The sequence below is a fragment of the Lactococcus sp. EKM203L genome, assembly GCF_011800585.1.
In the GTDB taxonomy this organism is placed as follows: domain Bacteria; phylum Bacillota; class Bacilli; order Lactobacillales; family Streptococcaceae; genus Lactococcus; species Lactococcus lactis.
In genome coordinates this window covers 314,587-326,544 of sequence record NZ_JAALEQ010000001.1, presented here as the reverse complement: position 1 = coordinate 326,544, position 11,958 = coordinate 314,587, and the positions used below count along the sequence as shown (strand labels likewise).

General features: G+C 33.8%; 11 protein-coding genes, 1 tRNA gene and 1 pseudogene. 3 read left to right on the top strand and 10 right to left on the bottom strand.

Annotated elements, in window-relative coordinates; genetic code table 11:
* Nucleotides 1-100 precede the first annotated feature (100 nt).
* Nucleotides 101-721 (bottom strand): uridine kinase, encoded by a 621-nt coding sequence (gene udk, locus HFD15_RS01740; RefSeq protein ID WP_010906081.1) that lies wholly within the window; start codon nucleotides 719-721, stop codon nucleotides 101-103.
* Nucleotides 722-1,018: 297 nt separating this feature from the next.
* Between udk and HFD15_RS01735 the strand changes: the two genes are divergently transcribed.
* The gene (locus tag HFD15_RS01735) at nucleotides 1,019-1,999 is read left to right on the top strand and encodes a Gfo/Idh/MocA family protein (RefSeq protein WP_017864844.1); all 981 of its coding nucleotides are present in this window, start codon (nucleotides 1,019-1,021) and stop codon (nucleotides 1,997-1,999) included.
* A gap of 57 nt (nucleotides 2,000-2,056) precedes the next feature.
* Nucleotides 2,057-2,129: transfer RNA gene (locus HFD15_RS01730), tRNA-Arg, on the top strand.
* 136 nt (nucleotides 2,130-2,265) lie between these two features.
* On the opposite strand, the gene HFD15_RS01725 is transcribed toward HFD15_RS01730, so the two are convergent.
* Nucleotides 2,266-2,865 (bottom strand): transglycosylase, encoded by a 600-nt coding sequence (locus HFD15_RS01725; protein ID WP_003130347.1) that lies wholly within the window; start codon nucleotides 2,863-2,865, stop codon nucleotides 2,266-2,268.
* 657 nt (nucleotides 2,866-3,522) lie between these two features.
* Here HFD15_RS01725 and menA point away from each other — a divergent pair.
* Entirely contained in the window at nucleotides 3,523-4,482 is a 960-nt protein-coding gene (gene menA / locus HFD15_RS01720) for a 1,4-dihydroxy-2-naphthoate polyprenyltransferase (protein ID WP_003130349.1), read from the top strand.
* Between the two features lie 24 nt (nucleotides 4,483-4,506).
* Here menA and HFD15_RS01715 read toward each other — a convergent pair whose 3' ends face one another.
* The 8 genes and pseudogenes from HFD15_RS01715 to HFD15_RS01685 form a co-directional block, all read right to left on the bottom strand.
* Nucleotides 4,507-6,045, bottom strand: a complete 1,539-nt coding sequence (locus HFD15_RS01715) for a ClC family H(+)/Cl(-) exchange transporter (RefSeq protein ID WP_023189689.1) — start codon at nucleotides 6,043-6,045, stop codon at nucleotides 4,507-4,509.
* 168 nt (nucleotides 6,046-6,213) lie between these two features.
* Complete coding sequence (locus HFD15_RS14575) at nucleotides 6,214-6,447, bottom strand: hypothetical protein (RefSeq protein ID WP_058208135.1); 234 nt, start codon at nucleotides 6,445-6,447, stop codon at nucleotides 6,214-6,216.
* A 12-nt stretch (nucleotides 6,448-6,459) separates the two neighbouring features.
* A complete protein-coding gene (locus tag HFD15_RS14225; RefSeq protein WP_235586224.1) occupies nucleotides 6,460-6,753 on the bottom strand; it encodes a hypothetical protein in 294 nt (97 codons plus the stop codon).
* Between the two features lie 3 nt (nucleotides 6,754-6,756).
* Nucleotides 6,757-7,074 carry a hypothetical protein gene (locus HFD15_RS14220; RefSeq protein WP_235586225.1) on the bottom strand — a complete coding sequence of 106 codons (318 nt, stop codon included), beginning with the start codon at nucleotides 7,072-7,074 and terminating at the stop codon, nucleotides 6,757-6,759.
* Complete coding sequence (locus HFD15_RS01700; protein WP_017864849.1) at nucleotides 7,071-7,397, bottom strand: bacteriocin immunity protein; 327 nt, start codon at nucleotides 7,395-7,397, stop codon at nucleotides 7,071-7,073. The genes HFD15_RS14220 and HFD15_RS01700 overlap by 4 nt, the downstream gene beginning before the upstream one ends.
* 129 nt (nucleotides 7,398-7,526) lie before the next feature.
* Nucleotides 7,527-8,360: an XRE/MutR family transcriptional regulator gene (locus tag HFD15_RS01695; protein ID WP_023189691.1), complete on the bottom strand. Its 834-nt coding sequence runs from the start codon at nucleotides 8,358-8,360 to the stop codon at nucleotides 7,527-7,529.
* Nucleotides 8,361-8,396: 36 nt separating this feature from the next.
* Nucleotides 8,397-9,137 (bottom strand): demethylmenaquinone methyltransferase, encoded by a 741-nt coding sequence (locus HFD15_RS01690; RefSeq protein ID WP_025016941.1) that lies wholly within the window; start codon nucleotides 9,135-9,137, stop codon nucleotides 8,397-8,399.
* A gap of 97 nt (nucleotides 9,138-9,234) precedes the next feature.
* Nucleotides 9,235-11,940 (bottom strand): annotated as a pseudogene (locus HFD15_RS01685) (YhgE/Pip family protein).
* Nucleotides 11,941-11,958 lie beyond the last annotated feature (18 nt).

Here is an 11,958-nt window from a genome sequence, read left to right as displayed (position 1 = left end):
TACCATTATTGCTATTTAAGGACAATTAGCCTTTTTATTTTTCCAATTTTTCACGAGATTCACTATCCAAAAACAAAAAAACTGTCATAGACAGCTTTTTTTAGTCGTTTAAAATGCTAGCGATTTTCGTCGTAATAATATCAACCCCAACAGTATTTGATACCCCTTCAGGAATAATCACATCTGCATATCTCTTTGTGGGTTCAATAAATTGATGATACATTGGCTTAACAGCATCTAAATACTGTGTAATTACTGAATCAAGAGTTCTTCCTCTTTCTTCAATATCTCTGCGAATTCGACGGATAATCCGCACATCGTCATCTGTATCAACAAATATTTTGATATCCATTAAATCACGCAAACGTTCATCTTCTAAAACCAAAATTCCCTCAACGATTAAAACATCAACAGGTTCTTGACGGTAAGTTTCTTGTGAACGCGTATGTTTTGCATAATCATAAATCGGAATATCAACCGCTCGTCCATATTGAAGCTCTTTTAATTGAGCAATTAAATAATCTGTATCAAAGGCTAATGGATGGTCGTAGTTCGTTTTTGTCCGTTCTTCAAAAGTCAAATGCGATTGATCTTTATAGTAACTATCATGTTCAATCATTGCAATTCGTTCATTTGAAAAAGTTTCTAAAATAGCATGTGAAACACTTGTCTTTCCACTTGCTGACCCACCAGTGACACCAATAATCAACGTTTTCTTCAAAATTAATTCTCCAAATTTTCTTCTATATATTCTACCACAATTTTTGAGCTTTTTGTCATCAACTGACAATTTTTTTACTTTTTAAGCGTTCACATCAAAAACTCTTAATTTTACTGACAAAAGCTCTTAATAAGTGACATGGAATCTTTGGAATTCTTATTTTTATAATTTATTTACTGAAAATTCAATAGTAGAGCAATGACCTTTAAGAAAAAATTTGATATAATAGAACAAGCTTTTAATAGAATTTTAGAATCTTCTAACGAATGATTCTGTCCACCTATAAAGGAGAATTTGATGCTAAAACTTGGAGTAATTGGTACGAGCTGGATTGCTCGCTCATTTATTGATGCTGCCCATATGACTGAAAAATTTCAGTTTTCTGCAGTCTATTCCCGTCGGCTCAAATCTGCTGATCAGTTTTCTGCCGATTTTAAAGACATCCAAAAATTCGATAATCTTGACGATTTTTTTAAAGCTTCACTTGATATTATCTATATTGCCAGTCCAAATGCCCTCCACTTTGAGCAAGCTAAAGCCGCAATTTTAGCAGGACATAATGTCATTGTTGAAAAACCTGCCTTTTCAAATCCTAAAGAACTGACAGAAATTATTAAGCTTGCTAAAGAAAATGAGGTCTTCTTCTTTGAAGCAGCCAGAAATATTCATGAACATTCATTTTCAATTATTAAAGACTTTCTTGCTGACAAAACAGTCAAAGGGGCAGACTTTACTTATTCAAAATATTCATCAAAAATGCCTGCTCTTTTAAACGGTGAAATCCCTAATAAATTTAATGCAAAATTCTCTGGTGGACTTTTAGCCGATCTTGGTGTATATCTTTTGTATGCTGCAATCTTTTGGTTTGGCAAACCACAAAAAGCAACTTATGATGCAGTTTTACTTCCGTCAGGCGTTGATTTAGCTGGTGTTGGAATTCTTGACTATCAAGATTACAAAGTTTCGATTAAATGCGCAGGAAATGTGAATTCATATCTTCCTAGTGAAATCTATACTACTGATGGAACTTTAATTTTGGATGGTGTTAATGCGATTACTTCTGCCAAATTCATTGCTATGGATGGTTCAGAAACTATAATCGACATTGAAGCTCCAAAACACTCTCTTTATGATGAAGCTGTTGACTTTGCCCAAATCTTAGAAAATAATGATTTTGCTGCAAGTTATGACCTACATCAATTTGCCCAAGAAGTTTCAGAAACTTCATACCAAATGCGTCAAAGTGCTGGCATTGTTTTTGATGCTGACAATAAATAAAGCTCATTAAAAGTTGCTGACAGAAATATTTTGTAAGCCTGTCAGTAATTTATCTCTGGTCTCTTAGTTAAATTGGATATAACTACTGCCTCCTAAGCAGTGATTGCCAGTTCGATTCTGGCAGGGGCCATCTAATAAAAAAGAACACCGAATTCGGTGTTCTTTTTTATACTCAATCAATCCCAAACGAACTTGAGAGTTGATTGCTATGAGCCACTAAGTTTGATTTATTTATCAAAGATTTTAAGACGAGTTTTAATCAATGCTTAGTTATAAACAACCCAGCTACCAGCAGGAAGTTTACTTGCCATCGCAATTTGTTCTGCCAAAGTCATTCCAGCATATTCGCCATGACCTAGCAATTGGAAAGCACCATAAGCACCTGAACTTGAATTCACACTATCAATCCCACCATTTGATTCGTGAGTAATGATATAAGCCCATTCGCTAGCAGAATAGCCCGCTGCATTAGCTGTATTCGATGCCATATAATTAGCAAGAGCTTGGATGTCAACTTGTCCAGAAGTTTGGCTCATATTAAGCCCACCAGAAACACTTTGTGTTGCTTGAGTTGGTGCAACTGATGTAACTTTAGTAGGTTGTTCTTCAGCAGTTTTAGTTGTTGCAGAAACTTGAGTTGTTGTTCCTGTAAGAATGTTATTAACTTCTGTTTGGATTGCTTTCACATCAAAACCTTTACTTTGAAGGTTAGTGACACGAGTATCTCCATTTCCGTAGTTTCCGTTAATTACTTCTATAGCAACTTCATGAGTTGATTTAGGTGTATCCGCATGAGCGATTCCGCCCCCAATAAACATGAATGATGCAACTAATCCCGTTGAAATAGCAACTTTACTTAATTTCATTTAGACCTTTCGATTTCGCCACTAAGAACATTCCATAGGATTCAAACTGAATCCAGTCTATCTTCTATTAACATGGTTACTTCCCATACACATCATAAAGTCCGAACGCTTGTGTAGGATTACCGTAAGCAGTTTAACGTCATTGCACGCTATGGACGTTTAAAAATTCATTTCTCACAACTTATTGTGAGTTAAAAAACAATTTAACATCAGTAGTAAATTTTCTCCACCACTCATGAGAAATGATTATATTACCCATTGCTTAACCGAACCTTAAAATAAATGCTAAGAATCCCTCACAAAAGTGATTATAAAGCCTTTTCCTTCAAATCTTATTCTCATATTGTAGTATCTTTAGTACGAACTATTGGAAGCTTAAACCGTTCCCAAATCAATTAAAATTAGTATATTTTATATTTATCTTAACAAAGATTACTAAATATAATCTTCAAGTCTATGTTGATTCTTAACCTATAATCAGTTATAATTACAATAGAAATGAAAGCACTTCAGTAAAATGAGTAACATTTGTTAACGTTTTTACTTAAACTTTTTTAATATGATTAAAAAATAGAGAATTATTTTCTCAAAAAATAAATAAGTAAAAGCCGTAAAATAACGGCTGTTTTTATTCAAATTATATTTTCAGGAGTAATTATGTCCCTCAAAAATTTTTTAGAACTCGTCGAAATAAAAACTAAAATCGCCAGTATTTTCCCTTACATTATTGGTTTACTTTTTAGTTTAAGCTATTTTAAAATGATAAATATTGGCCTATCTCTCTTATTTTTAATAGCAATGCTCCTTTTTGATATGACCGTAACTGCTATTAACAATTATCAAGATTTCAAAAAAGCCAAAGATGAAGATTATAAAAAGCAAGAAAATATCATTGGTCAAGCCAATCTTTCCACCCGATTGGTAGCTTCTATTATCTTGTTTATGCTTATTTTGAGCCTTTTTTTAGGATTTCTCCTCGCTTATTTTGTTGGCTGGCTTTTCTTTATTCTTGGTGGAATCGTCTTCTTTATTGGCGTTTTCTATACTTACGGTCCTATTCCACTTTCACGTATGCCTTTAGGAGAAATTTTTTCTGGTGGGACAATGGGCTTTGGAATTTTTGCAATGATCATCTTAATCAACAGCGCTCAATCACCTATTTTTAACCTAAATCTTGATTTCACAAACGACTCTTTTAGCTTTACTGGTAGTATTTTTGCAGCCATCGCCATGATAATTGCAAGTTTACCACTCATTTTTACCATTGCAAACATCATGCTGGCCAATAATTTACGTGATTTAGATAGCGATATAAAAAATCATCGTTACACATTAGTTTATTATATCGGTCGTCCAAACGGAATCAAACTTTTTCAACTTTTGATGTATTCTTCCTATTTAGCTATTATTATTGGATTTATCTTTAGAATATTTGAATGGCCAACTTTACTTAGTTTACTCACTTTTCCAATTATCAGAAAGAATCTAAAATCTCATGCTAGTCAAGTTCCAAGTCCTCGCAGCTTTGTTTATTCACTGAGAAATATGGTTCTATTTAACAGCGCTTATGCTGTGAGTCTGTTTTTATCAATCCTTTGGCAATATTTAAGCAAATAAAAAAAGTGATAGAATATCACTTTTTTATTTTTCATTTAAAACCTGACGAAGTTGTTCTCTAGCAATCACTTCATCTTCTCGTCTAATCAAAAAGGTCAAATAATCTCCTGCTTGTAATTCAGTATTCCCGTGTGGAATGATATCCTTACCTGAACGATGAACCGAAACCAGCAAACATCCTTCTGGTAAATGTATCTCTGACAACTTCTTACGATCCGCAACTGAATCAAATTGAACAATTGTTTCAAACATCATCTGCTTATCCGAATCATCAACATCAATTTCTTTTTCTTTCAACATGTTGTCTAATAAGGAATCATAAATTGGCTCAGATTGTAATAAATCAGCAACGACATAAGCAATTAAAGAGACAAGAGCCAGAGGAAGTAAATGGTCAAATGAACCAGTCATTTCCACCAAAAGAAGGATTCCAGTCATCGGTGCTCGAACAATTGCTGTAAAAGTCCCAGCCATCGCTAAAATTACTAGATTGGCAAATAAATGGCTTGGAAGATGAAAAAGTGAAATAACAATTGTCGCAAAAACAGCTCCAAGACTAGCACCCAAAACTAACAGGGGAAAGAAAATTCCTCCTGGCACACCCGAAGAATAAGATACCATTGAAATCAGATATTTCCCAATGAGAATCAAACATAGAAAGGCTAATCCCATTTCTAAACTAAAGGAATCCATTAAACGATGGCCACTCCCAATTATATTAGGAAACAATAAACCAGTTGCCCCAACCACTAAAAAAGTAAGTAAAACACGAAGAAATGGACTCTTTATTTTCTTCATCAAATTTTGACTTGTGAGGAGTGTCCAGTTATAAAAAGCACCGAAAAGTCCTAAAATAATTCCTAAAATAATAAGTAGCCAATAATTTGAGAGTTCAATTGAACCAACAATTTGGAAATGAAAAACTGGACCACTCCCAAACATTATTCGTGCAACCATATCAGCAACCATTGCTGAGGTCATACAAGTTAATAAAATCAATGGAGAAAAGTATTTAAATACTTCTTCCAAAGTAAACATGACACCTGACAAAGGTGCATTGAAAGCAGCAGATAAACCAGCAGATGCTCCAGAAGCAATTAGAATTCTTTTATGACGTTCAGTTTCAGCCAACCGGCTAGAAACCATCTGACCCATTGAAGCCCCAAGTTGAACTGAGGGACCCTCACGCCCCAGTGATAGACCTGCAAACATTGCTAAAGTCCCAGCGATAAATTTAGCAAAAGCAGTCGTGAACCAATTATTTTTAAAATAACCCTGTAATTGCCCTTTAACTTGTGGTATCCCAGAACCTGAACTCATCGGATATTTCTTCATAAAGAAAGTAACCACAAAGGCTAAGAAAGCCAAACCCAAAATAAGGAGGGGAATAAAAATAATGTGTGAGCTAACAAAGCGATAAATACTCAAGCCCCAAGTTTCAGCTTTTTCCAGTGCCAACCGATAAAGACTGGCCAAAAAACCCGCAGTCAAGCCCACGAGTACACTTAGAAAAAGCAGATAAAGATTTTTATTTGTTGATTTCTCTATATCTTTTAATTTCATTACTACTTCCCTACTAACGCTTATTTTAATAAATTTTTAAGCAAGATTATTATACCATAAAATAGATTCCTTATGTTTTGTACTTTTAATAATATACACATCACCTGTATAAATTTACTCAAAAAGGCACTCAATCGAGTACCTTTAATTTTTTAACTACAGATTTACTTAAAGTTTTCTATCTTTCCAAAAAAGAAAGAGCCCGAAAAACATCATCAAATAAAATGGAAGTGTCAATGCAGTATTTTCTAGTGGTATTCTTACAACAAAAATAAGAATAATGAGAGAAATAGATAAGACTAAACCTCTATACTTAAAAATTGATTTTGGAATTCGTGGCCAAACATAGATTTGTAAAAGAAATGAGATGACGATAATCGCCAGCCATAAAACTAAAAACATCACTCTACCTCCTTACGGAACATAAATTGAATAGACTCCCACCCAGTTTACCTCCATATTAAGATAATCCTTTTGGTGGATACTATTCATATAATCTAAATCACTTTTAACCTTCAAATAATAAGCACCACCCAGAGCAGCAATTGGTGGGGCAAATATACCAACAAGACCTGAACCGATAGCCCAATTATCTAAATCATGGTCCATTTGATAAACTGCTGCATTACTTCTGAAGTAGTAGCAAGTTCCCCACCAAAAATTCCCATAGGTGTATCCCGATGATTTCAGGGTAGAGGCACGATTCACAATTTATTTAGTGATAGGATTTATAATTAATTTATTCGTTTCAACTTGCTGATTTACAGCATTAATTTGTTGTTTTACTTGTTCAATCTCAGTTTGGCTAACCTGAATATTTTCCGGAATATTTAAAACATACTGGTTATCCTCAACAGAAACATAGGGTTCAAATTGTCCTTGTACATCAGTGTTTGAAGCTTGTCTATTAGAAACTTGCTCTGTTGTCCCGTTAGAACTAATGACATCAGCATTAACTATTATTGGAGTAACTGCTGATAGCAAGATTGCTGAAGTCATAAGACTTACATAAATTTGTTTTGTTTTCATAAGTGTTTCCTTTCATTTTTTTCTGGAAATTGAGCTATCCCAGTCAGTAAAGAACTTCCCTCGCCCCAAGTCACCTTTCGCTCTGAACGAAGTTCCTTGTAAAATTTTAAGACATTTAAAGAATGTTGAGAAGAAATCACCAAAGGAAGCAAGGCATTTCTAAGATGAACGAGTTCAAATTCCATATTTTTAGATTTTTCAATCTGTTCATAATAGTCCATCAGTATTTTCTTTTCTGCTTCGTTTAATTTTGAACCTGCCTGTAGCAATTTCTCAATTCGATTCAAAATTTTCTCTCTCATTTCTCTTTCTTTTTTTAACATATTTCCTCCTTTTTTATTTTTTCTTGATAATCAAGCGCGCTTTCTTTTATCTTTAATTTTATTCTAGCAGAAAAAAAGTCTCCTTTTTAAATCATTGCAAAAATGCAACGAAGTAATCTGGAGACTTTTTTATGTTAATAATTTTCCTAAAAGCTTTTGATATCGTTTTTGATAATAATCTGCTAAATCTTCATATCCAACTTGCCCAAAAATTTCAATGGCATTTTTGATTTGCTTTTCACCGCTTATCTTGTCTTTGAAACAATAGCTATAAAAACCATGTGCCAGATTTCTTAGATTTTCAACATAGAGGTCGTAGAAATAATCTTTAGGGTAACTTTTTTGCAAGATACTTCTAGCTGAGTCACGAGCTCCTTTTGAGGAAAGCAAAACGACCGCTCGATACGAAGATTGAAGAACTCTTCTGCGATATTTAAAAACACCATATAAGTGTTTACTCTTCCCCCATAGTTCTTTCATCAAATACATAATTTCTCGTTCACTGAAACTATCCAAAGTCAGATAAAAAATTGAAAGTTCAAAATAGCCCCATTCTCCAACGTCATAGAGATATTCAACCACATCGTCAGCTTCCATTTGTGTCAGTGTTTCATACCGACTTTTAGCACAATAAGCTAGCATTTTTGAATCATATTCCATAGCTTCTAAATAGAGACTATGAAGTTTATCGACGTCATCTGCAATATCCGCAAGAATTATATCTTCTAAAAATTCTTCTTTATAATCCATTGAAAAATTATTGATAAAATGTTCATACTCAGCTAAAGTCACATTCATCTCTTGCAGCGCACTATCCAAGCGTTCAAAGCTTATCATGGTTTGACCTAATTCAAATCTTGATAAACTCGCTTTTGAAATACCTATTTCTGAAAAATGAGAAAGCGAAAAATTCTTTTGTTCTCGTAGTTTTTTAAAAATTTCCCCATAACGTTTATAAGGCATATTTTTCCCTCGAAATTTTTATTTTTTATTGACCGACTACTTTTTACCAATACGAATATTTGATTTAGGTTTTTTGGATTTAGTGGCAAAATGACTTGCGATTGCTCCACCGCCATGTTTTTGATAGTCTACGGCAACAAAGCCAGCTTTTCTAAAAAGTTCTTCAAGCGTCTTGGCATCTGGAAAATCTTCTGCTGATTTTTGAAGCCATTGATATTCTTTTAAAGATTTGGCAAAAACTTTACCAAAAAAGGGCATGACATTTTTAAAATAAAGTTCAAAAGCTTGTTTATAAATTGGTAATGTGGGGTGTGAAGTTTCGATACAAACTACTCTGCCCCCTGGTTTTAACACACGAAAAATTTCTTTTAATACAGTAAGATAGTCAGGTGTGTTTCTTAGACCATAACCAATCGTAACTACATCAAAACTTTCATTTTCAAAAGGTAAAGCCATTGCATTTCCTTGGAGAAATTCAATGTTTTTCTTCGCTTCTTCTTTAAGTTTAGCCTTAGCAATTTCGAGCATATTTTCTGAAAAATCAAGACCAATTACTTTACCAGAAGGGCCGACACTTTCAGATAAATCAAAAGTCCAGTCTCCAGTTCCACAACACAAATCAAGAATAGACAGACCAGTTAAATCTCCCATCCTTTTCATTGTTTTAGCACGCCATAAATCATGTTGTTTAAAACTGATAATGGCGTTCATTTTATCATAATCTGATGAAATACTATTAAAAATTTCTTGTACACGTTCTTCGTTTACTTTTGTCATAGACATATTATAGCACAAGTTCTCCCTTACTATTTGCTCATTATGATTATAAATAATAGAAAAACTACTGACCAGTCTGTCAGTAGTTTTCTTAACATTAATGGAAGAAATGACTCTTGCTTCCGATTTCGGAAATTTTCTTCGTTTTATCTTCAAAGTGTGGGAAGAGGAAGGCACCTATTGCAACAAATACTATTGATACTGCTACAAGAATGATTATCGCAAACCAAGCATTTGGCCAGTAAATTCCTCCCGCTTATTCTCGTAAAAGGTTGACAGCATGAGTAAATGGTAAATAAGGATTAATGGCTTGGAAGAATTTTCCAGAAACTTGGATTGGATAGTTCCCACCACCACCAGAAATGGAAAGAACCAGGATGATAATCGCTATTCCTTTACCTACATTGCCAAACAGGGCGACCAGAACATAAACCATTATCATAAAGGCTATGGATATTAGTAAGGCAAAGAGAACACTGTAGAATGGATCTCTTACATCTACTCCTAAACCAAAATAATTTCCAAGCGTTACAATCAAGGCTTGAGCAAGTCCAATGGCTACGAAACTTCCCATTCGAGCAAAGAATTGTTCACGTTTAGAATAACGTTTTTTATCTTTATCTGATAAGTGAACCTCCGTTGTTGCCAAACTTGAAAGTAAGACTGCACCGACCCACAGACAAAGCGCAGTATAGAAAGGTGTACTTGCTGAACCATTATTGGCAATCGGATAGATTTGATTTTCTTGGACTTCAACCGGTTGTGTCAGGAAGTCACTTTCTTTGGTCGCATCTAATTTTAGGAGTTTGACGATTTCACCTAAGTCAACTTCTTTTTCACCTTTTTGAATAGCTGTGGCTGCTTTTTGAATTCCTGATTTGATTTCAGGCCAATCATTTTGAATTAAATCGTTGGCTTGATTCAAAGCAGACTCAACATCAGGCATTTTCTCATTTGCCATTGTTAAGGTATCTGTCAAATCCTTACGAACACCAGCATAATCATTTTTAAAGAAATCAGAAGCAGTCCCTAACTTAGTTTTAAGAGTAGGAAACTCATTTTTATAGAGATTAGCTCCTTCATTAATTGCATTAACAATCGTTGTCATATTGCCATTTAACATTACATTCGCATCATGAATTTCTTGTTTAATGGCTGGCATTTCGCCTTGATATTTTTCTAAAATGGTAATAGCATTAGAAACTGTTTGACTTGTTGAATTTAGTAAGGCATCAAAGTCGATTTGTTGAGCTTGATTTAATAAACCTTTAGCGTCTGTTATGGTATTAATCAATGTTGTTAGAGCTTTATTAATTGTACTACTAATCTCACTGACATCAATTTTATTAATTAAATCAGAAATATTATTTACTACATCATTGATTTGTGATAGATAAGCTCGAATTTTAGATACATCACCCTCTTGCACTAAGTCATTTAGGTGACTCATTCTGGTACTAAGTTCTGACAAGAGCGAATCTAGATTAGTTAATTGCTCAATAGTAGAATCTAAATCGTGATTTCCATTGCTTTCTTGCACCTGCTTCATATATTCAACAATATTTTGAATGGCTTCTCTTTGTTTAGCAATGTTATTAGTAAAATTGGTAATTAAGCTATTTATTTGTTCCTTTTCATCATCAGTTAATTGATTATCGGCAATCGCTTGATCAATAACAGAAATAACGGATGAAGTATTTTTTGAGAACTCTTGAATTGATTGAAGTGTTATTTGAACGCTATTTGTAATGCTAGGCAATGCACTCTGCATTTTTTTCACCGCATCCAAGGTTATAGTCCCCAAACTATCAGCATCTTGTCCCAATTTTTTAATGTCTGGCATTGATTTTTGGACTTGATTGATAATTTGTAAACCTTGTTTGGCTTCTTGAATACCTTGAGTCATGGTACTTTCTACTGACGCAAAGTCATCATCAATCATCGAGATTTGTTTTCCAGCATTTTGAATCTCAGGTATTTTCTCTTGAAGGGTCAAAACGAGTGAAAAACTTTTATCAATTTCTGGCATTTTATCATTTAATTTAATGACCTTTTGACCTAAAGCATCTACTTCTGGTAAATAAGTGATAAATTCATTAGCTTTTGCCAGTTTTTCTTTAATTTCTGGCATTTTTCCATGAAGATCAACAACTTGTTGAGTGTATTTATCAATGGTTCCTAAATTATCATTAGTTGATAAAATCGCTGATTTAACCTTCTGAATACTTACCATGTTTTTATCAATATCGTAACCAATTGTATTGAAGGTTTTTAAAAGGGTACTACTTGCCGTTTTGATAAACTCTTCAGAAATTTGCGATTGTAGAGAAGAGGCTCCTTTTGATGTTATTTTGGGAGCGATGGCATTGATTTTTTCGTTAATTGAATAAACAATTTGTGGTTTTTTAATATCACCCGTGGTGAAACTTAAGAGGTCTTTTGAAAAATCCTTTGGTAAATAGATTCCAGCATAGTATTTTCCAGATTTCACACCTTTATCTAAATCTGCTTTGGAATCAACAAATTTCCAGCCTAATTGGTGATTTTTCTTTAAATTTTTCAGTACTTCATCACCAATATTGATGGTTTTATCTTGAAAACTTGCCGATTTATCTGCACTATAGACCGCAATTGGCAGTTGCGAAGTATTGGCATAGGGGTCCCACAGGGCTTTAATATTAAACCAAGCATATAAAGAGGGAATTATCATTAGGGCGACAATTAAAAAAGTCGCCACGGGATTTTTAAATATTCGCTTCCAGTCTAGGGCAAACAACTTCCATGTATTTTTAATACTTTTCACTTCTTATCCTCATCATTC